This is a genomic window from Agarivorans albus, assembly GCF_019670105.1.
GTDB classification, from domain to species: domain Bacteria; phylum Pseudomonadota; class Gammaproteobacteria; order Enterobacterales; family Celerinatantimonadaceae; genus Agarivorans; species Agarivorans albus.
Window position 1 is genome coordinate 3,435,044 of the sequence record NZ_AP023032.1, and the last position, 21,925, is coordinate 3,456,968.

General features: G+C 44.1%; 21 protein-coding genes. 10 read left to right on the forward strand and 11 right to left on the reverse strand.

Annotated elements, in window-relative coordinates; all coding sequences use genetic code 11:
• The first annotated feature begins 35 nt into the window (after positions 1-35).
• From K5620_RS15555 to glgC, 5 genes are all read left to right on the forward strand, one after another.
• Positions 36-1,502, forward strand: a complete 1,467-nt coding sequence (locus tag K5620_RS15555) for a multiheme c-type cytochrome (RefSeq protein WP_016402647.1) — start codon at positions 36-38, stop codon at positions 1,500-1,502.
• 49 nt (positions 1,503-1,551) lie between these two features.
• Entirely contained in the window at positions 1,552-2,118 is a 567-nt protein-coding gene (locus K5620_RS15560; RefSeq protein WP_016402646.1) for a NapC/NirT family cytochrome c, read from the forward strand.
• A gap of 118 nt (positions 2,119-2,236) precedes the next feature.
• Complete coding sequence (locus K5620_RS15565; protein ID WP_016402645.1) at positions 2,237-2,779, forward strand: acyl-CoA thioesterase; 543 nt, start codon at positions 2,237-2,239, stop codon at positions 2,777-2,779.
• Positions 2,780-2,887: 108 nt separating this feature from the next.
• A complete protein-coding gene (locus K5620_RS15570) occupies positions 2,888-3,613 on the forward strand; it encodes a substrate-binding periplasmic protein (RefSeq protein WP_016402644.1) in 726 nt (241 codons plus the stop codon).
• Between the two features lie 321 nt (positions 3,614-3,934).
• Positions 3,935-5,188 (forward strand): glucose-1-phosphate adenylyltransferase, encoded by a 1,254-nt coding sequence (glgC, locus tag K5620_RS15575; protein WP_016402643.1) that lies wholly within the window; start codon positions 3,935-3,937, stop codon positions 5,186-5,188.
• A 28-nt stretch (positions 5,189-5,216) separates the two neighbouring features.
• On the opposite strand, the gene K5620_RS15580 is transcribed toward glgC, so the two are convergent.
• From K5620_RS15580 to K5620_RS15600, 5 genes are all read right to left on the reverse strand, one after another.
• Positions 5,217-6,461 (reverse strand): EAL domain-containing protein, encoded by a 1,245-nt coding sequence (locus K5620_RS15580; RefSeq protein ID WP_016402642.1) that lies wholly within the window; start codon positions 6,459-6,461, stop codon positions 5,217-5,219.
• An 88-nt stretch (positions 6,462-6,549) separates the two neighbouring features.
• Positions 6,550-9,219: a nitrate reductase gene (locus K5620_RS15585; protein ID WP_016402641.1), complete on the reverse strand. Its 2,670-nt coding sequence runs from the start codon at positions 9,217-9,219 to the stop codon at positions 6,550-6,552.
• A gap of 376 nt (positions 9,220-9,595) precedes the next feature.
• The gene (locus K5620_RS15590; RefSeq protein ID WP_016402640.1) at positions 9,596-9,958 is read right to left on the reverse strand and encodes a hypothetical protein; all 363 of its coding nucleotides are present in this window, start codon (positions 9,956-9,958) and stop codon (positions 9,596-9,598) included.
• Positions 9,959-9,961: 3 nt separating this feature from the next.
• Entirely contained in the window at positions 9,962-10,732 is a 771-nt protein-coding gene (locus tag K5620_RS15595) for a ribonuclease H family protein (RefSeq protein WP_016402639.1), read from the reverse strand.
• 95 nt (positions 10,733-10,827) lie between these two features.
• Positions 10,828-11,775, reverse strand: coding sequence for a LysR family transcriptional regulator (locus K5620_RS15600; protein ID WP_084681923.1), 948 nt, complete (start codon positions 11,773-11,775; stop codon positions 10,828-10,830).
• 47 nt (positions 11,776-11,822) lie between these two features.
• Between K5620_RS15600 and K5620_RS15605 the strand changes: the two genes are divergently transcribed.
• Entirely contained in the window at positions 11,823-12,596 is a 774-nt protein-coding gene (locus K5620_RS15605; protein ID WP_221077396.1) for an SDR family oxidoreductase, read from the forward strand.
• A 73-nt stretch (positions 12,597-12,669) separates the two neighbouring features.
• On the opposite strand, the gene K5620_RS15610 is transcribed toward K5620_RS15605, so the two are convergent.
• Entirely contained in the window at positions 12,670-12,903 is a 234-nt protein-coding gene (locus K5620_RS15610) for an HP1242/YdcH family protein (RefSeq protein ID WP_016403794.1), read from the reverse strand.
• A 203-nt stretch (positions 12,904-13,106) separates the two neighbouring features.
• On the opposite strand from K5620_RS15610, the gene K5620_RS15615 reads away from it, so the two are divergent.
• The 4 genes from K5620_RS15615 (at position 13,107) to arsJ (ending at position 16,831) form a co-directional block, all read left to right on the forward strand.
• A complete protein-coding gene (locus K5620_RS15615) occupies positions 13,107-13,889 on the forward strand; it encodes a metalloregulator ArsR/SmtB family transcription factor (RefSeq protein WP_016403795.1) in 783 nt (260 codons plus the stop codon).
• A gap of 9 nt (positions 13,890-13,898) precedes the next feature.
• Positions 13,899-14,393 carry a phosphatase domain-containing protein gene (locus K5620_RS15620; protein WP_016403796.1) on the forward strand — a complete coding sequence of 165 codons (495 nt, stop codon included), beginning with the start codon at positions 13,899-13,901 and terminating at the stop codon, positions 14,391-14,393.
• Between the two features lie 11 nt (positions 14,394-14,404).
• On the forward strand, positions 14,405-15,415 hold the full coding sequence (locus K5620_RS15625) for an ArsJ-associated glyceraldehyde-3-phosphate dehydrogenase (RefSeq protein ID WP_016403797.1): 1,011 nt from the start codon (positions 14,405-14,407) through the stop codon (positions 15,413-15,415).
• A 189-nt stretch (positions 15,416-15,604) separates the two neighbouring features.
• Positions 15,605-16,831, forward strand: a complete 1,227-nt coding sequence (arsJ, locus tag K5620_RS15630) for an organoarsenical effux MFS transporter ArsJ (protein WP_016403798.1) — start codon at positions 15,605-15,607, stop codon at positions 16,829-16,831.
• A gap of 100 nt (positions 16,832-16,931) precedes the next feature.
• Here the strand turns inward: arsJ and K5620_RS15635 are convergent, their stop codons facing one another.
• The 5 genes from K5620_RS15635 to K5620_RS15655 all read right to left on the reverse strand — a co-directional run bounded on the left by K5620_RS15635 (position 16,932) and on the right by K5620_RS15655 (position 21,656).
• Positions 16,932-17,462, reverse strand: a complete 531-nt coding sequence (locus K5620_RS15635; RefSeq protein ID WP_040307656.1) for a hypothetical protein — start codon at positions 17,460-17,462, stop codon at positions 16,932-16,934.
• A 73-nt stretch (positions 17,463-17,535) separates the two neighbouring features.
• Entirely contained in the window at positions 17,536-18,072 is a 537-nt protein-coding gene (locus K5620_RS15640) for a hypothetical protein (RefSeq protein ID WP_040307657.1), read from the reverse strand.
• Between the two features lie 351 nt (positions 18,073-18,423).
• Entirely contained in the window at positions 18,424-19,167 is a 744-nt protein-coding gene (locus K5620_RS15645) for a metallophosphoesterase family protein (RefSeq protein WP_016403800.1), read from the reverse strand.
• 167 nt (positions 19,168-19,334) lie between these two features.
• Positions 19,335-20,210 carry a carboxypeptidase-like regulatory domain-containing protein gene (locus K5620_RS15650; protein WP_016403801.1) on the reverse strand — a complete coding sequence of 292 codons (876 nt, stop codon included), beginning with the start codon at positions 20,208-20,210 and terminating at the stop codon, positions 19,335-19,337.
• A 432-nt stretch (positions 20,211-20,642) separates the two neighbouring features.
• Positions 20,643-21,656 carry a linear amide C-N hydrolase gene (locus K5620_RS15655; RefSeq protein ID WP_016403802.1) on the reverse strand — a complete coding sequence of 338 codons (1,014 nt, stop codon included), beginning with the start codon at positions 21,654-21,656 and terminating at the stop codon, positions 20,643-20,645.
• Positions 21,657-21,925: the final 269 nt, after the last annotated feature.

Sequence of the window (21,925 nt, forward strand, 5' to 3'; positions counted from 1 at the left end):
GAACTTCTAGCAGGAAGCAAAAAGAGGGTACAAATATGGATAACCATCCCCGTAGTTCTAGTGTTATTACCGCAATACTCACCTTGGCAGCGGCGCTGTGTTTAATACTGTCATTTTCAAGTAATGCGGAACCCAAAGCCTTAGTGCTAAAACCATTCAAGCAGCTCAGCCAAGAAAGCGCCGAGTGTGCCGGATGTCATAAAGACAAAAACCCATCAATTTATGCACAATGGGGCCGTTCGAAACACTACGGAGCCAACGTAGGGTGCTACGAATGTCACCAAGCAAACCCTGAAGACAAAGACGCCATCACTCACGAAGGCCACACCATTTCGGTGATTGTTTCACCTACCGATTGTGCTAATTGCCATACTCAAGAAGTTGACGAGTTCGCTAAAAGCCACCACGCAAAAGCTGGGCAGATCATTGGTTCGCTAGATAACTTCCTCGCAGAGGTAGTGGAAGGAGCACTCACCTTTAATGGCCAGTCTCCCGCTGCGGTTAATGGCTGCTGGCAGTGTCACGGTTCAGAGGTGAAAGTGCTGGAAAACGGTGATTTAGACCCCACCACGTGGCCCAACACCGGCATTGGACGAATTAACCCAGATGGTTCGGTTGGCGCTTGTACTGCTTGTCACCAACGCCACGAATTCTCGATGGTGCAAGCGCGCAGACCAGAAGCCTGTGGTAAGTGTCACCTAGGTCCAGACCACCCTCAAAAAGAGGTTTACGAAGAGTCTAAACACGGCATTAACTTCTACGCCAACGTTGATCGGATGAACCTCGACTCGGCCAAGTGGATTGTTGGCGAAGATTACGACGCCGCGCCAACCTGCGCCACTTGTCATATGTCAGCTACTCGCGAACTGCCTGTAACCCATGATGTTGGCAACCGTATTTCATGGACATTGCGCCCAGCAATCTCGGAAAAAATTGATGCTAAAGCGAAGGCTCAAGGTAAAGAAGTTAAGTCTTGGGAAGCGCGTCGCGACGACATGAAGAACGTCTGTGAGTCTTGCCATACTAAGTCGATGATCGACAATTTCTACCAGCAATTTGATTCACTGGTTGTTTTATACAACGACAAATTCGCCCGTCCAGGTAAAGACTTAATGGATGTGTTGAAGAGTGAAAAAATGCTAACCGAAACAGGCTTTGATGAAGAGATAGAATGGACCTGGTTCTACTTATGGCACCACGAAGGACGCAGAGCCCGTCACGGCGCTGCCATGCAAGCACCAGACTACGTGCAATGGCACGGCATGTATGAAGTCGCAGAACGCTTCTACATAGAGTTAGTTCCACAGTTCCTAGAAGTGGTAGAAAAAGCCGAACACAAGGGCAATACCGAAGGTGCAGAAAAAGCCCGGGCTGTTCTTGCCGAAATACTCGATCGCCCAGAGCACGCCTGGTTTAGTGGCAACGAACCGGAAGAAGTGAAAAAAGCCAGAAAAGAAGCACAAGCGGCCTTTAAAGCCCGTTACTTAAGCGAAAGCAAATAGCCACCGATGGGAGCAGTAATGCTCCCCTCTTTTAAAAGAGGATGCTGATATGACAAATAACCAGCAGAAGACTCGGTGGCAGAAGCTATGGGCTTGGCTTAAAAAGCCACTCATTGTTGGGATACCCATTGGTGTATTTGTATTAGTGTTAGGTTTGGCAACTGTGCAAGGCAGCTTAGTACTATCCAGTACTAACGAGTTTTGTTTTAGTTGCCACCTTAAAATGGACACTATTGTGCAAGAGTACAAGGCATCGAGTCACTACGGAGACGGCAGCAACATCGCCGCCACCTGTGCCGACTGCCACGTACCACACCCATACTTTGAAATGCTACAGGTAAAAATTGCCGCCACCGCCGATATTTATCACATGATGGTAGGCACCATAACCAAGGAAAATTTCGAAGAGCACCGGCCAGCCCTTGCTGAAACCGTTTGGCGTGATATGCAAGCCAATGACTCAGCCAACTGCCGACACTGCCACCAAGGTGACAACTTTGATTTAAGCAAACAACCACAGCGCGCGCGATTAAATCACCAGCAAATAGCCGCCCGCGGAGAAACCTGCGTAGACTGCCACCAAGGCTTAACCCACAAGCGGATAGTAATCGAATAAGACCTTTACTATTAAATATAAAGTCTTCAAAGTAACTGCTTTGAGGACTTTTGTTTTTCTACCCTTTACTCATCCGACCTCTCATGTTAAAAACTTGTAAAAAACCACAAAGTAAATTATGAATCACTACTTTCGCCTATTAAGCATGTTTATCCGCCATTGGTTTAGTGCCAAAACTCACTTAGATCCCACGGGAGATTTTGTTATTAAGCTACGTGCCTTACCCTTTGATTGCGACGCCAACATGCACCTTACTAACTCTCGCTATTTTAGCTTTGGTGATTTAGGGCGCATCGATATGATGTTAAAAACCAAACTGGGCTCGGTGGCACTTAAAAAGCGCTGGTTAGGCGTAGTGAATGCACAGTCGGTGACTTATATTCGCCCGATTAAGCCTATGGCCAAGGTGGAGCTTCACAGCAAGCTATTAGGCTGGGATGAGAAGTATTGGTATTTTGAACACCGCTTTATTGGCAACAATACGTTGTACGCCACTATCTTAGTGCGCGGAGTATTTTTAAAAGGTAAAAAGCCAGTGCCAATGAGCGAGCTACTGTCGTTGGTGGATCATGACCATCCTTCTCCAGAGTTACCGATGCGGGTAGCTCACTGGAAGCAACTACTGTCGACTAAAAAGCAAGAATCTCCAGTGCTAAGCTAAATGTCTTGCTTTGCTGGAAATCTATAAGCGATAAAATATCCGCTAGTGGGTAATCAAAAAGTCGTTCTATCTGCCATAATTTAGATAGAACGGCGACTTGGTATACCAATGAATAAACACCCAAAGCCTATTTGGCTTACCGCTTTATTAATTCTCTTTGTCAGCTACATGGGCTTCACCCAAGCCCAAACCATTACCTTGGCTACCAGCAAATCCATTCCGCCTTACATCATCAAAGATCAGCAGTCTGGCATTCAGCTAGATATTATCAAGCAGGCTTTTAGCAATGCAGGCTATCAAGTAAAGCAGGTTATTTTCACTTCTAATTTACGCGCAGAAAGGATGCTAGAACAAAATGCCGTAGACGCCATTGTAAATGCCCCTAACAACGGCACACACGCTCACCTCTCAGAACCTGTAATCTTCTATCAAAATGTTGCTATTAGCCTGTCTGTTCGTCAGCTAAACATCCAATCCATTGATGACTTAACTAAGTTTCGCTTAATGGCTTTTCAAAATGCCAAAAAGTATCTTGGTGAACGCTTCGCCAAAGCAACTGAGCAAGCTAAATTCTATACCGAAGTAGCTAATCAAAGTGCCCAATTAGAGCGTTTATACCGCGGACAAGTGGATGTGATTGTTTTAGACAAGCGGATATTCCACTATTTAAATCAGCAACTTATTGCCAAGCAACGTCCTACAGCGCCAGTGACCAAGCACCTTATTTTTCCAGAATCACCGCGGCTATTGGGCTTTCATGACCCAGAGCTTCGCGACAAATTTAACGCAGGTCTGAAGCAATTGAACGATCAAAAAGTAAAGCATTCAGAATGAACCAACTGGCTAAACCAGTGAAAACAGCCATTTTGTGTTACAAATTAGATCAAGCAGCTATTTTCGATAGTTTTTACAAGAATAATCGGGCTTAACACTGATAACAAAAATTTAACAGCCCACTAATTGAGCAGCTTTAAAATAGTAGCAATGCCCACTTATTCAGGCCTACTAGCTGTTTAAGATCACTTTTTAGAAAAATCATCTTTTTTTTACTTAGCGAATAAAAGATTTAAGCCAAAACTGTCATAAATGACAGTTACATTCAGCATGAAAACGCTATCATAGACTTTCTATTACGCCCACGAGGAAATTTTCGATATGTCCGAAAACCGCTATTCCCACACTTCCAGTAATCGCTTAGTGAGACGTTCAGTTGCTTTGGTTCTTGCTGGAGGAAAAGGCACTCGTTTAAAAGAGTTAACCAACAAGGTTGCCAAGCCAGCTGTTTCTTTTGGTGGCAAATATAGAATTATTGATTTCACCCTATCAAACTGTATCAATTCAGGGGTGCGAAACATTGGGGTACTTACGCAATACATGGCGCATGATTTGATCATGCACCTACAGTCAGGCTGGCAAATTCTTAACCCCGCCTTAAACGAGCGAGTATCAATTATTCCTGCTCAACAACGAACCGGCGAAAACTGGTATCGTGGAACGGCTGACGCGGTATATCAAAACCTCGATATTATTGATCATGAGCATTATGACCGGGTACTGATTCTAGGTGGCGACCATATCTACAAAATGGACTACTCTCGCATGATTAACTTCCATGCAGAGAACGATGCCGATGTTACCGTAGCTTGTATTCGTAAACCCTTATCTCAAGCCTCCTCTTTTGGCGTAATGGGCTTGGATGATCAAGGTAGAATCGTCGACTTTGAAGAAAAACCTGACCACCCTAAATCTGACCCCAACAACCCTGAAAAAGCACTGGTGTCTATGGGCATATACATCTTCAACATGGACGTATTAGACGATGAGCTGCGTAAGGGTTTATTAAAACCAGGATACTCTCACGACTTTGGCCACAATGTTATTCCTAGCATGCTAAAAAACCGCAAGGTTTACGGCTATGTATTTGCTGACAAAGGCCACCCAGGACGTACCGCTTACTGGCGTGATGTGGGTGATATTGATGAGTACTTTGCAGCAAACATGGACTTGGTTGACCCTAACCCAGAGCTAGACTTATACGATCGTGATTGGCCAATTATTACCGATCAAAAACAACGCCCCGGCGCTAAGTTTGTATTTAATGAAGAAAACCGCAGAGGCTATGCCACCGACTCTTTGCTTTCAGCAGGCACCATAGTATCGGGGGCTAAAGTGCATCGTTCGTTATTATCTTTAGATGTGCGGGTCGAAGAGCACTCTGAGCTAGAGCAGGTAATTGCGCTTAATGGCTGCAGTATTGGCAAAAAATGTAAGATTCGAAAGGCAATTATTGCTGAAGACTGTGTCGTGCCAGATGGCACCGTAATTGGCTATGATGAAGCCGAAGATAAGCGCCGTTTTACCGTCTCGGCCGGCGGCGTTATTTTAGTCTCTTGTGAAATGCTAAGTTAATTCAAAAAGGGGCTAGCTTGCTAGCCCTTTATTCGACCAACAAAGTATCGTCTGCCACCTTACAATCCACTAACAACACCAAGTCTTTAGTTAAGTAAGTACTAAAGGTTTTACACATTTCTTTGCTGCTAGAATCTCGATAGATTTTCGACAAAATTAGTTGTTGTGGCTTTACCGAATCCAAGGCTATTAAGGCGTGAAAATAGGGTCTAAAGCTCCAGTTAAAGCCGACAAAGTTGTCATCTTCTTCGATACCTAAGCCGGTCACTTCAAAGTTAGGAGAGACTTGAGTGCCATCAATACGGCACAAAAAGTATCGCAATATGCCCACACTCGCTAGCTGCTGCTCCAGGCTTAAGGCATTGCCACCATTTTGCAATTGGTGTTTAAGTGCCAGCACCGTGGTTTTTACCGAAACATTGTGTTTTACCGTTGCTAAAGAGCGCTGACTCTTACGCTTTAAATAACTGGCTAATAGGGTTTTAACTTTAGCTTGGCTAGATTGAGCAGATAGAAACTCCTTCTCAGCTTTATAAAACAACCAGCCCTGCATGTATCGCGCTCCGCACTCTACACCAAAGTGAAACTCTTGCTCAGTTTCCACGCCTTCACAAATCAATTCACAGCCCGCACGCTGTACCAGTTCAGAAATGGACAAGACCACATCTGCGGGCAAGCCTCCTTTGGTGGCGTCTTTAAACAAACGCATATCTAACTTAATGATATCTGGTTCGAGTGCGATAATTCGATCGATTTGTGAAGCCCCAGCGCCAAAGTCGTCAATCGCTACTTTTAAGCCAGCTTGATGGTACTCTTTCACCACTCGCTGCAAATTATCGATATTGCCGCTGGCCTCGGTGATTTCCATCACTACCCTGCTAGGGTCAATGCCTATTTTTTCGATCATCGAAATGGTGGGGGTGCAAATATCTTCAGGTAGCATGTCGACCCAATCGGGCACAATGTTTAAGGTAAGAAAACCCTCTTGCTGAGATTTTGCAAACTGCTCTAAAGCCTGCTGTCTAACATAGCGATCTACTTGTCGACGATTGCTCAAAGAATACTGATGATCGGCAAACAGCTCTCCTGCGCTGGTAGGCTCTCCAGCGGGATTATTTCGGCGCGCCAAAGCTTCGTAACCGGCTATTTCCCCAGTAGGCAAATAAACAATCGGTTGATAATGTGGAAAGTAGCTAAGCGGGTTAAGTTGTGTCCGCTTAGCTGCCAGTAAAGCTTGATGTAAGCTCACCACTTTTGAAGGGTTCTTAGTCAACGCTTGTGTTGTCCATATCAATACTACCAGTACATAGCCTAAAATTAATCACTAGGTTAATGCACAAAGTACGCCATAAAAACCTTAGCTACTCCATGGTTACAGTTTTAATCATCCGTTTTATCTCAGGAACACAAGATCCACAGTTGGTTCCGGCTTTACAGTGCTTGCCTACTTGTTCTGCACTTTCGCAAGCATGTTCGCTAATCACATCACTAATGGTCTGCTCCCGAACCTGATGACAAGAACAGACTATTTTGCCTAGGTCAGGAGCTGGGCTGGTGCCAGCCAGCACGCCACGGCGAATGTTGTCAGACATTGGTTGCTGCAACAACGACTCCAACCAAGAGCTTGCATTAAGCTCACCTTTAGCCGCCACGCTAAAGCTAGAGAACAGCTCGCCCTCAATCACCAAAGCGCTGCGGAAGTTCTGTTTGATAGGATCCGCAAAATCTAAGCTTTGTAGCTTGGTTTGCGACATTAAAAAGCCCTTTAGCTTGGCTGCTAGTTCAACTGGAGTGCTGCCATCGGCCAAGCGATATAAAAAGCCATCGGCCAAACCTTGTTTCACCCAATAATCCGCAGGTAAGGCTTGGCACTGCGCTTTAGTTAAAGGCTTAGCTGTAAGCAAAACCGCCTCACTGGCATATTCCCAAGCCGCCAATTTAACCGGCGTATACTTTGACTCAGGCTGACCAGAAAGAGGATCCACAGAGCTATCAACCACTTGGCTCACTAAGCCATCACTTGAATATTGTTCGGTCCAATGAATAGGCATAAATACGTGGCCGGCTTTTTGTCCTTCACTTACTTGAATTCGCACTTTTAGCTGACCAACATTGCTAGATAAGCTCACTATGCTGTTATCACACAAACCTTGGTTAGCTGCATCTTGTGAATTCACTTCTAACAAAGGCTCTGAGCTATGACTTGTTAACTGCGCAGCCAAACCGGTGCGTGTCATGGTGTGCCACTGGTCTCGCATACGACCAGTGTTTAATACCAAAGGAAAAGCATCGCTAGTACCTTGCTTAGTTGCTTGGTTAGTCACCGCAATAAGTTGTGCCTTACCAGAGGTGGTAGAGAAACGACCATCACTGAACAAACTACGATTATCGCTACCCTGTTTGCTTACCGGCCAGCGCTGCGGCTCAATAGCATCAAAGGCTTGCTGGTCTTTGCCCGACAACTCACTAATGTTAAATAAGCGCTCACCACTTTCTGCTAGCAAGCCAGATAACGCTGCGTGTTCACTAAATATATCGGCTGAGCTGGTGTAAGAGAATGCTTCAGCAAACCCCATTTTTTGCGCTACTTGGCTTAATAAGTACCAATCAGGCTTAGTATCACCTTGTGCCTCTACAAAGGCGCGCTGGCGAGATAACATTCGCTCCGAGTTAGTCACTGTGCCATCACGCTCTCCCCAGCCAGCTGCCGGTAACAGTACATCGGCATAACGGGTGGTATCAGTTTCGGCAATACAGTCTGACACCACTACCATTGGGCACGACAACAGCGCTTCGCGTATTTTTGCAGACTCAGGCAAACTTACCGCCGGATTCGTGCCCATAATCCAAATAGCTTTAATCTCGCCTTTGGCAACTTTATCAAATAAATCAACGGCTTTATGCCCAGGCTTTTGACTTAAGTTGGAAGTATTCCAAAAGCCCGATAAGGCTTCTAAATGCTCCGGTTTGTAGTCTAAGTGGCCGGCTAATAGGTTAGATAAAGCGCCCACTTCGCGCCCACCCATAGCATTAGGCTGACCGGTAATAGAAAATGCGCTAGCACCAAGCTTACCTAACTTACCTGTAGCTAAGTGGCTGTTAATAATCGCATTAACCTTGTCTACACCTTGGCTGCTTTGATTTACGCCTTGGCTAAACACGGTCACACAACGCTCGTTATTAGCAAACAACTGGAAGAAACGAAGTAGCGCTTCAGGCTCTAAGCCACAGGTTGTGGCTAAGGCAGCTAAATCACCAGCGTCTTCTACAGCGCTTGCCACTGCAGCTTCAAAGCCCTCGGTAAACTGGGCGATGTAATCACTATCTAATTTTCCATGCTCACTTAGATAAGCTAATAAACCATTGAATAAGGCTACATCGCTACCGCCATTTAGTGGCAGGTGTAAATCTGCAATATCGCAGCTATCTGTTCTACGTGGGTCAATCACTACAACTTTTAAGTTTGGATTAGCTTGCTTAGCGCGCTTTAAACGTTGGTAAACAATTGGGTGACACCACGCCAGGTTAGACCCTACCAAGGTCACCAGCTGGGCATGTTCTAAATCTTCATAGCTACCCGGTACAATGTCTTCACCAAAGGCGCGTTTATGGCCAGCAACCGCTGACGACATACATAAACGAGAATTCGAATCGATGTTTGAACAACCAATAAAGCCTTTAATCAGTTTATTAGCAACGTAGTAGTCTTCAGTTAACAGCTGTCCAGACACATAAAATGCCACCGACTCAGGGCCATGTTCAGCAATGGTTTGACTGAAGCGAGAGGCTACATAACTTAATGCTTTATCTAAAGATTCTTGATGGCCTTTAATATAGGCATGCTCTAAACGGCCTTGTTTAATCACCGTTTCACCCAGTGCAGAGCCTTTAGAACATAACAAGCCTCGGTTGGCCGGATGGCTCGCATCACCGCGCACTTCTACCGCTCCATTACTTGCTACTTTTGCTTCAACGCCACAGCCCGTTCCACAATATGGGCAGGTGGTCTTAATCCATTGTTGTTGAGACACCACGTAAACTCCTCACCTTATTCTTTGCTGGGCTTTTATTGCCCGCATTTATGCTTAGATACAAAGCAAAAGGCGAACCAATAAAATCCCGCAAAAACCTATTACTTAAGGAGTATAAAAAATCGATAAATTGGCAGAAAAAGCCGAATTTTGAGTGCTGAAACAAAATAGCGCACAAGCATGGTGCAAGATGTCCCGAAATTGGGCTTTATTGGAATAGCAGCAAGCATCTCTTTCCAGCTGTTTAAACCTCAATTCTTAAACGAACAGATGCAAAGCGCGAAATGGGGAAGCAATTAAACCAACCGCCTTATTTACAACAATGGCTAACAAGATATAAAACACAAAACCAGAGCCTTAGCTCTGGTTTCTATGCTTAGTTTACAGCTGGAGAAAAGTAAGATTTTATCCAATCGTAAAGTACTTGTTGGTTAAACTCGGCAAAAGCGATTTGGCTAAAATCACCCGCAGGGTCTTGCTCTTTAAAAGCAAATTTATACAGCACTTGCTCTGGATTTTGATCATGTAAAATCACAATAATTCGCTTGCTGGTTTTTAAGCAATCGATGGTCATCACATCAGCCGGCACGCCATTTTTACGCATGTTACGACTAATGCCTATCACCGGATCGATTTGCGCAAAATCTTGCTGAATTCTTAAATGAGCAGCGTTCGCCATATCAGACAATTTTATTAAGCGCTGTTCACTTGGGCTATTTTCTGCGGTTTGATTTTCCATTTACTAACCTGCCCGTAGCGCCAAAATAGCGGGAATATTTAAGGCCTTGCTGTAAGCAACAAAAGCTTGCTCTTTCTCAGCGATAGCCACAATCGACATCCGATCAGCTAGCTCGTTGCCCTCTACCCCAACATGGCCATTTACATGCAATATTTGCAGTTTATCTTTAAGCTGTTGGTAGCGTTCAAACATTTCCTGAATTAACTCCAGATTCTTAATCTCACCACCAGATTTCTTCCACCCCTTCTTCTGCCACCCTGCAGCCCATTGAGTAATACATTGAATGGAGTATTTAGAGTCACACAAAATTGCCACTCGCAAACCTTTAGCCAGCTCTTGCTGGGCCATAATCATTGCTTGATTAAGGGCGTTTAGCTCTGCGGTATTGTTAGTGCCCATGGGGTTATATAGGCCATACCAAAGCTCGGCCAACTCTTCGTTGCGATACAAGGCTAAGCCCGAGCCAGCCTCTCCTGGGTTTGGCTCGCAGCCACCGTCTGTATAAATTTTCACTTCTGCGGCTAATTTATTGATCTCCGCAGCAGTATAGGTTTTCACCGTTTGCCCCGACGCTCGTTTACGCGCTGGCGCTGCACCGGAAGCTTTTACGCTAGCACTGGCCTTACCGCCAAAAGCAGCTTCAGCCTCAGCTAAAGTAGGGAAAGACTTGTAACGCGCACCAGCAAACTTATCAATGCTGCGCTTACAGGTGGGCCAATCGTTAAAAATGCCGGTGTCTCGCCCTTGCCATACCACGTAGTACTTTTTAGCCATGTTTGATTCTCTTACTTATTTGCTGGCTAATATAACCAAGCAAGCGGCTGAACACGAAGGGAAACTTAGAATTTATCTAAGCGCGAATACTTAACTCAAACTGATTGCAAGTTATCTAGCAAAAACTGACTAAATACCGCCACCTTGTTTGGCATAAAAGTACGAGATGGATAAAGCAACCATATTGCACTATCGCTATTCGCTCCTGTCACTTGCCAATCGCTAAGTACCTGAACTAATTTGCCAGATTTAAGATCCTCGCGAACCGTCCAATCGGCCAACAACGCTAAGCCCATGTCATGGTTCACACACTCTTTGATTGCGGCAGCACTCGACAAACTAAGCGAAGGGGTAATTGCAATCTTTTGGCTAGTTTTACCTTGGCTAAATAACCACTGCTTATTTAGCTCGCGATAAGTAAAACCTACAAGGTTATGGTCAGTAACATCGAAAGGTTGTTGAATCTTAGCGCTCCGCTTGAGGTAAGCCGAGCTCGCCACCAGTAAATAATCCACATCCAGTAGTTTACGAGCCACCAAGCTACTATCATTTAGTGCCCCGTGGCGCAACACCAGATCAAATTGCTGAGCAATAAGATCAACTCTGGAGTCGGATAAATCCAACTCCAATTGTATCTTGGGGTAGGCTTGCTGAAACTTACCCAATAGAGGTGCTAATACCAATTGACCAAAGGAGCTGGACGCGCTCACTCGCAGTAACCCCGAGGGCTGCAAAGTTTCGCCTAAGGCCTCTTGCTGAGCTAAATCAAACTCTTCTAACAAAGGTTCCATACGCAAATAATAGCGCTCAGCGGCTTGGGTTGGATTAAGTGTTCGAGTGGTTCGTTGGAACAAACGCAAGCCCAATTCCTCTTCTAAACCGGCAATAGTGCGAGAAATAGAAGACGCTGCTACATTGCGCTGCTTAGCCACTACAGCAAAGCTTTTAGCCCGATAAACCGCCACAAAAATCTTCAGCTTAGTAATGTCCATTGGTGCAAAATCCGCATTAATGATTTGCATACAGCCTAGTTTATTGTGCATTTAGATCAACTTAATCTCACTAACTAAAAGCTTAAGGAGATTGGTTGATGCAAAACACTACACACTTTTCAGGAAAAACCGCCCTCATCATGGGTGCGAGCCGTGGCATAGGCCTTGCGACAGCTCAAGTACTCGCAAGCCTTGGTGCCAAAGTGGTGCTGGCAGCACGCAATGAGCAAGAAATCGGAAAACAAGCGCTACTCATTAAGCAACAGGGCGAAATTGCCGACGCCATCACCTGTGATGTAAGCCAATATAGCTCGGTGCTTAATGCGGTCGACTACTGTTTGTCACTGCATGGACAAATCGACTTTCTAATTAACAATGCCGGGGTGATAGAGCCTTTAACAACACTAGTAGAAAGCGATCCTAGTTTATGGGGCTTAGCAGCCGACATAAACTACAAAGGGGTTTATCACGGCATGCGAGCAGTATTGCCACACATGATTAAGGCTAAATCTGGAGTCATTGTTAATCTTAGTTCTGGCGCAGCAAATAGCGCCCTCTGGGGCTGGAGCCACTACTGTTCGAGCAAAGCCGCCAGTCAAAAACTCACCGAAGTGGCACAACTAGAAGTGGCTGAACACCACATCCGTATAGTGGGTTTGTCACCAGGTACAGTCGCTACCGACATGATGGCAAGCATCCGTGATTCACAAATTAACGCGGTGAGTAAACTCGATTGGAATAGCCATATTCCAGCCCAATGGGCTGCCAAAGCAGTAGCGTTTTTGTGTGGACCAGAAGGACAGCAATTTGCGGGCAGCGACTTCTCGTTAAAATCGGAGCAAGCCAAGCGCTTAGTGGGTTTACTTGACTAAATAGCAGAAAGGCCGCAAAAGCGGCCTTCTAAATTTCAACGAATAAGTTGCTGTGAGACAAACTAAAATGTGTTTACTTAAGGCGGTGATACAGGGAGTCTTTAAGCTCTGCCCTATCATGTTTTAACTGGTGCATCGCCTCGTCATCTATCGGGCCGCCACGCAACTCCAATACACGAATTTCTTTATCTAAGGCATTGTAGCGCTTGGTGTCTGCGGCAAACTTCTCATCGCTGCCCGTTAAGGCAGTGATCTTATCTAGCAGTTCTGGAAACTCTTTTGCCAAAGAATGATCTTCACCTAACATAAAAACTCCTTCCCATTTAAACCCGATATGTTGTTTCAGCCTTAGCCAAATTTGGCTAGTTCTTAAAACTTAGCAAATCCCTTGTAAAACACCGTGTTAATTTGTCAGTTAAACTAAATTTTTCTCATGATGAAAAATTTACTTGCCCAAACTTAATATATTAAATATCGTATATATGATTTTCCATATACCTGGTTACTGTAATGTTATCTGTGTTGTTTTTATGTACCGCAAATGCTGCTCGCTCTCAGTTAGCCGAAGCCTTGGTTAACCAGCGTTACGCCGAGCACTTTGTGGCTTATAGTGCGGGCACTCAGCCTAAGGGTATCGACCCTCGCACCATTAAACATTTACAGGCTCAAGGTCTATCTAGCAGCGGCCTACGCAGCAAAACCATTACAGAGCTTGAGCAAGATATTCAACAACAAACTCAGCGCCCTGCTTTATTTAATTTCATCATTACGCTGTGTGACAGCGCTAAACAAGAATGCGCCTTACTGCCAAATGGCGAAGCGATTTTGCATTGGAATTTGCCCGATCCCGCTAGCGAACAAGGCATGGCCTTATTCGAACAGGTATTTAGCGAATTAGAACTACGTTTAGCCGAATTTGTGCGTTTTAATCACAACCCACAAGCCGCACTGCAAATCGAAGCTATCAATGTATTTAAGCAGTTTAGCGACAATACTCGCTTACAAATTTTGATGCTGATAGAAGATGAGCAGCGCTTGAGCGTTAATCAGCTTTGTACTGCTCTAGAAGTAAGTCAACCAAAGGTATCGCGCCACCTAGCCTTACTGCGCGAATGTCAGTTGCTGTCTACCACGCGCCAAGGCCAGCAGGTGTTTTATCACCTAAACCCTCTATTACCAGAATGGGTGGCGCAAACGCTATCAACTACGCGAGTAGCCAACCCCAGTTATATAAACCAGCCGCTAGCACGCATTAGGCAGCAGGCTAATCCCCAATTAGTTAATCAAGATTAAGGTATTTTTATGTCTTCACATCCTATTTTTGCCGTTGATGTTAGCGACACAGCGCAACTACTGTTAACTCCTTGCCCAGGCACTAAAGGGGTAGATCTTTCTACCTCACTACAACAGCTTTGCTACAAAAATAGCCCGGCACTCATCACCTTAATGACCGAGCAAGAGCTGGCCGATAACGACCTAAGTGATTTACCGAAAACGTCTGTCACTCACGACATGCAGTGGTTCCACCTGCCTTTAGCAGACGACACTGTGCCAGACGAAGCTTGGGAAGAGCAATTTCAAAGCGTGCTGCCGCGTTTTTTACAGCTACTAAACAATGGCATGAACTTAACCATTCATTGTAAAGGTGGCAGCGGCCGCACTGGCTTGCTAGCTGCTCGCATTATGCTAGCGCTAGGTTTTGATCTAGACGATGCCATTTCCAAAATTAAGGCAGTGCGCCCTAACGCGTTCAGCGTGCCTGCTCAACAAACTTACATTCAACAATTTGCCAAATAAGAGACTTAGCAATGACCATTAAAGTAGGAATTAACGGCTTTGGCCGTATTGGCCGCCTTGCTCTACGCGCAGCTTACGACTGGCCAGAGTTAGAGTTTGTAATGATTAACGATGTGGCCGGCAATGCCGAAACACTAGGCCACTTGCTCGAGTTTGATTCTGTACAGGGGCGCTGGCACCACGGTGTTGAGCACAACGCCGATGGCATTGTTATCAACAACAAAACCATTAAGTGCTACCAAGAAAAAGACTTAAGCAAAGTAGATTGGTCGGGCTGTGATGTGGTACTCGAGTCTACCGGTGTTCACCGCTCTAAAGCCAAATTAGCACCTTACCTCACCCAAGGCGTGAAACGTGTTGTGGTATCTGCGCCGGTTAAAGAAGACGGTGTAGCCAACATTGTTGTGGGTGTGAACGACGATATTTTTGATGCTAGCCAACACCAAATTGTTACCGCCGCATCTTGCACTACTAACTGTTTGGCACCAGTAATTAAAGTGATTCAACAGCACTTGGGTATTGAGTCTGGCTGCATGACCACCATCCATGATTTAACCAATACCCAAACCATTTTGGATGCACCGCATAAAGACTTACGCCGCGCCCGCGCTTGTGGCATGTCGTTAATACCTACCACTACCGGCAGCGCTAAAGCAATTTGCGACATTTTCCCAGAGCTAGACGGCAAGCTAAACGGCCACGCTGTGCGCGTACCCTTAGCCAATGCGTCTCTTACCGACATGGTATTCACTCTAGAGCGTGATACTAGCGCTGAAGAAGTAAACAGCTTATTTAAACAAGCAGCCGAAGGCGAGCTAAAAGGTATTTTGGGTTACGAAGAAAAACCGCTTGTTTCTATTGACTATAAAGGTGACCAACGCTCTAGCATTGTAGATGCACAATCCACCATGATGGTGGGCAAACGCATGCTTAAAGTGTACGCCTGGTACGACAATGAGATGGGCTATGCAACCCGCACCAGCGAGCTTATTCGCAAAGTTGGTTTAACAGATAAAGGCTAGGACCTGTAGAACTTTGCTGATGGTTTTTGCAGCAATTTATTCGCCATTTAGGCTAGGCAGTGAGTGTGAAGTTAAGTGGGCTTAATAATCACTCACTAACGCTGAATAAATGGCTAACAAATGCTGCCCGAAGGGTTCAGATAAGCGAACAAAATTTCAACACCAAAGATCAACAGGCCCTAGGCAAACATGATAAAAGCACTACCTCAACAACTTAAACAATACCTATTAGTTACTTTTAACTATTGGAACTTCACCATTACCGACGGTGCATTGCGCATGTTAGTGGTGCTGTATTTTCACCAGCTAGGTTACTCGGCGATTGCGATTGCCATGCTGTTCTTGTTTTACGAGTTTTTTGGGGTAGTGACCAATTTAATTGGTGGCTGGTTAGGGGCGCGTATTGGTCTTAACCACACCATGAACATTGGCTTGGCCATGCAAATTGTTGCCTTGTTGGCATTGGGTTTGCCCTCTGAGTTTTTATCTATTCCCTTAGTTATGGCAGCGCAAGCCTTGTCGGGCATAGCTAAAGATCTAAATAAAATGAGCGCTAAAAGCTCGATTAAGGGTTTGGTGAGCGGTGACCAACAACATAGCTTGTACAAATGGGTGGCCATTCTTACCGGCTCAAAAAACGCCCTAAAAGGCTTTGGCTTTTTTCTAGGTGGTGCGCTACTTAACCTAATTGGCTTTCAGCTATCGATGCTGGCTATGGCGGCGGTATTGTTTGTGGTGCTGCTATTAAGCTTAAAGCTGCTAGAAAAAGACTTGGGCAAAGCTAAGAGCAAACCTAAGTTCTCGCAAATATTTTCTAAAAGCCCACAAATCAATATTTTGGCAGCAGCCCGCTTATTCTTGTTTGCTGCCCGCGACGTATGGTTTGTCGTTGCCCTGCCAGTATATTTAGGTGCCAGCTTAAACTGGTCGCACATCGAAACCGGCACCTTTATGGCCGCGTGGGTCATCGCCTATGGCGTAGTGCAAGGCTTGGCTCCCAAAATAACTGGCAGCCAATCGGGCAAAGTGCCAGGACGAGGCGCAGCCTTAATCTGGGCACTATTGCTTAGCATTATTACCGGCATCCTCGCCTACTTAGTGCAACTTGGCTGGCAGCCACAGGCCACCATAATCGTCGGTTTAATGCTATTTGGCATCGCCTTTGCCATTAACTCCTCACTGCACTCTTACTTAGTGGTGAGTTACGCCAGCGAAGACGGCGTATCCATGGACGTAGGCTTTTACTACATGGCCAACGCTATGGGTAGATTAGTGGGTACAGTATTGTCGGGCGTAGTATTTCAAATGGCCGGACTTGCTGCCTGTTTATGGGTGAGTTTTGCGATGTTAGCGATATGCTGTGTGATTAGTGTAGCGCTGCCAAAAGGAAACGAGGGACTAGTTAAGCACATCTAGTAACTCAATAATTAAGAATTTGGACTCTAAGGCTCAAATAATAAGCGACGAGTATGTGACGGACAGAGGAATGAAATAGAGTGAATTGTTAGCTGTTTATTTAATCGGTAGAGACTAAATAATCTTGTTTTTTACTACAGTATTCGTAATCAATTTTTGTAGGGTAATCTTCGCTCGCTATCACGAGTATTTCGATGATTGTTGATATAGGAATTTTATAGATTTTCTTATTCCTTTCAAAGTCAGAGCAAGTATATACTCCAGCCCAATTTCTAGTCTCATCACGATAAGCATAAATTGCTTGCCCATGAATTAGTTGATTTGAAATGAATTTAACATCCTTTTTCTCTTTAGTTTCACCCTCCAAATCATATAACTCACCAACATCCCAAAAATTCATATTGTTCGCTTGTTTCTGGCATAAAGAAGAATATACCTTAAAGTTTCTTTTTAATGTCTTAGATGATAATTTTAGGGACTCTCCTAGTTTCCTCACCATAAACAACGAAATGATAACATCCTTTTCAAAGTTAACTTGTCGCTTTTCAGAGTAATACGGAGGATTAGCAAGAGGCTTAAAGCTTTTCGCGTATCGAGCTAAGTCATCTTTCCAAACCCTTGATTCAATCATGCAACTAATACCTTGTAGCTACCAGAAAAAACAACATCAACAAAAGCTTTATGACCTGCGCGTCATGCTATTGTCATAAATTATTCTGCGACTCTCTAAATTCACTAAATTTTAGTTTCTTTCCAGATGAATCAATGGAATAAAAAGTCGCAATAATAGTGTCAATATCATCTAAAGAACATGACTCATCATTGCAGTTATAATCACCAAGTGATAAGTACACTTGAACATCATTATTTAAGAGTATGAAGTCAGCAGCTTTGTATTCGATATTACCATCCCTGAAAAAACCCTCGCAAAAAGCATATCCATTTGATTCATGGTTATAATGTTCATCACGGAGAGTTGTAAAGTTCTTTCTCTCTTTTGAAAATGAAGTTACTTGTGTAGGTTTTTTTACATTGAATATCACTATTATTAATGATTTGGTTCCATCTTCAGAAATAAGTGATAGCCTATCCTGTGACTCATCTATTTTCCAACCCGCAGGCATTTCAACATAAAAATACTTGTTACTAAAGATTTCATTATTTTTTTCAGAGGCTTCCGCAATACACTGGAATGAGAATAGTGCTAGAAAGAGCGGTATTATTTTTCTAAGGTGTTTCATTACCTGATTCCCTTGTGACATATAACATTATATTATTGCGACCTTGAAAGCTTGGCTACCTTGTAAAGTAGCTAGATTACTATATATAGAAAAGCCAACAAGCATTAAAAAATTCAGAACAATCATACCCTAACAACACTTACAAAAATAACAACAAACTCAATAATTGAGTTTTCTCATGCTTGCTCTTCTCTCCCTTTCATTATCGCCGAGTCACGCAAGTACCAAGCGATTAAGCCGAGCAATGTTTGAGCGTAGCGAGTTGCGATATGCTTTGTGATTAGCGTGGCACTGCCAACAAGCAAGATAAAAGCATGCATTTGCATGCTTGGGGCGTTTATAACTTGTGGGTTATAAGCCCCGCCCCGTGGTTAAGAAATGCACCCAATCCAGCCTATTTCTTTTCTTGGCTTCACGAGCAGCCTTATCATATGCGTAATCAACTTTTATGTGCTGCACCGACCAGCCTTCTTTATTATTTTCAACGATCGCATAAGTCGCATGAGGGGAGAAACTTTCCATTGAATGAACAACCGGTTCATCGTCGGTATAAGCAGGTAGGCCAACACTCCCAGGGTTTACAATAAGCTGTTTTGTACTGGTTTTAACGGCCCTAGGTGTATGGGTATGACCACAAATAACAACGTCAGATTGAATGGTGCCGAGTAAGCTAACTATTTCGTTATCCGAACGAACAATTGCCCGACCACTATCAATGTTCTCTAAAAGGTAAGTTAAGTCATCATTGGGCGTGCCATGGCAAAGAAAAACATGCTCATTGAGTTGCAGATTGAAAGGCAAATTCCTCATCCATTTAAGCGGCTCAACACCAAGTTCAGCAAGGATGAACTGCATTGTAGGGTTTGACGCGACCTCAACTGAGCTGGCTTCATATATCTGCCGATCTTGGTTGCCACGTACAGTAACAAGATCGTTCTCCATAAGAAGCTCAAAGGTAGATCTGGGAGCTATTGGTCCATAGAGAATATCACCGAGATTAACAACGACATCTGCGCCCCGCTTTCGAATATCGGCTAAAACGGCATCCAATGCATAAACATTGCTGTGAATATCTGATATGGCTGCTAATCGCACAAACTATCCTTAGGATAAAACACTGAATTCAGGCATGAGCCACCCTAAAAACTAAACCATGGCTCCTTCAACATCTACGCCGATAATTACAATAGGAGGCGCGGCAGGCTTGATCAACACCCGAATAAGGTCTCGGCTGCGCGACACCTTATTTTATAGACACACTTTTACTCAACAATTTCGAAATCAAACTCAAAGTGTTCTCTGTTTGTATTAGAAAGGAGACTTCCTTTGCTATTTCTAGCCTCAACTTCAAATGCATAGAAATAGCCAGGCTTTAGCTCAATCTCATACTGACTCAAATCCAATTCCGTTAAGGCAACTTTAGGCCTCATTGGCCAAACGAATAAGTTTGAACTTTTCCAAGAATTAGCATCAGCCTTTTCATATACTTGCACCGTATACTCGGCGGCTTCTGGATAAGGTTCCCATTTTAGAGTCACTTTTTCATTTTTGGAGTATTGGCTTTTATCTGATTTTTTGACAATTGGATCAACAAACCTGAATTTAAGCCCGCTACCTTTTTGACCTTCGACAACCTGAAATTGGTTTGTGGAATTCCTGTTTTCTGGATGTTCTATTTTGTTAGGAAGTACTTTATTAGCTACAAAATAATCTAGCTCGTAACCATCAATTCGATATTCTCCATAAGGAACGCTTACACGATAAATGCCATTCTCATCCGTAACAGCCCATTGACTCAAGACACTGCCGTTTAATGCCAAGCGTAACTTAAAACCTTTAAGTGGCTGACCATTTACCAAAGCCTCCCCTTCAATAACTCCTTGCCCGCTAGATAGCTCCCCACTTTTGTTATCTAAAAAACCACCTGAATAGGATCCACTAGAGCCTAGAAACCTTCCTGAGTTGCTTAGTAAAGGGGCTTCATCAACTATATGTTTATTTGATTCTACAATTTCTTTTTCAAACCTACTTTCCAAAACGCTAGGTAGAATGAAATATATAGCGATAACCCAGATAGCCACGAAAGCTATACCAAATCCCGTACCAAAAACTATTCCGTTAAACAATTTTCTAAGCATCCCTTCTTCCTTTGAACTTAACACTTTATTATTGTTACCTTGCAAATTTAGCAATCTGGGCACTATAAAAATAAGAGCTAGCAACCTTCAAAAATCTAAAACAATCATACCCTAACAACACTTACAAAAATAACAACAAACTCAATAATTGAGTTTTCTCATGTTTGCTCTTCTCTCCCTTTCATTATCGCCGAGTCACGCAAGTGCCAAGCGATTAAGCCGAGTGTTTGAGCGTAGCGAGTTGCGCAGGCGCGCTTGGCACTGAGTAACGAGGAAATAAGATAATGCGGGGCAGCTTTTCTTTTGCTTCGTAAGCTTTAGCTGAACAAAGCTATGACGTCGCCGACAGGCGAAACCTACTCTTTACAGACAAACGAAACCAACAAAAAACGGGCCGCAGCCCGTTATAAGTTAACCCCTGTTTCACAACACTTAATTGCTTAACTCATTGGTAAAAGTTGCGTTTGGCATTGGGTTCTCACCTAGCACTACTCGCTTGGCTACACCGGTATCAAACATATCAAAGCTGTAGCTTTCTACCGCAAAGGTATGAGCGCGATCTAACATCATAGTTTTGTTAGTGCGGTCGGTGAATACAGTCCAAAGCGTTGGGAAAGTTGCGTTATCGGCATATGGGTCTTGCTGGTTGTAGCCAGAGAACGCTGCCGCTTGGGTGGCTTTCATTGAGATAAGCGCTTGCTGGCTATCGGTAATATTACGTTGATATAAATCTTCGGTGCTTAGTTTGGCGCGCAAGCGACGGTCGGCAGCACGAATAGTGGCATTAGGTTCTACCTGTTCTTTATCTAGGTTTAAGTGAAAGTCAAAGGCTGGATCGTTGCTCATGTAGCTAGCACCATGCTCGTTATATACCTTCATTTCGCCGCCAATATACTCTACAACCGCTACATCGCCCGATGCGTCTACCAACTGAAAATGAACTGGCGGGTAAATAGCTTCGTCTTCATGGCCTGGAATACCGGTAATACCGGTAGGAATTACCTCTACTGCTTTTAAGCCTTCTAGCGCTTCGGCTACCGTAGCGAAGTTATCTAATACGTAGTTTGGTACTTGCCCTGCATCTACGTTAGGTAGTTCGGCTGTGTCGTCTTGAAACTGCGTTCCGGCTGCCGTACCTAAATACAAAATGCGCGCTTCTAAGCCTTTTTCATTGATGCCTTCGGCAACAGTTCCATGAGTAAATGATTCAATTTTAATGGCTGCATATTTTGCTTTGCTGCTTACGCCGTCGGTTTTGCTGTAGCTATTTTCTATGCCGCGACCTTTGCCCACGACAGTGGCGTTGTCGTAACCGTTCCAGTCCATGGTGCGCATGGTAACTTGTGCTTCGCCATTGTGGTAAGCAGCTGTTGTGCATGCCTGAGCAGTTTGCATAATGCCGAAAGTAGAAGCTGCGATAGTAAGTGCGATAAGAGTCTTGTTCATAATGTTCACCTTTCTTAATCAGTATCTGTTGCGTTGATGTGTGTAGATTAAAGCTAAAATCAAAAAAGCTTTAACTAGCACCTTTCAGTATTACTTACAGCTCATTAAGGTGAGAGAATGAACACTTGGGGAGTAATCAAGCTCAAAAATTGAGCTAAAGCAATGCATCAAAAATAAGGTAGTAATTTGTCAGTAGCCTTTCTCAGTGTTTGCTAAAGTTTAAATGAGTAATTTAATTGTTGTTGGTAATGACAAGTAACCAGTCGCTA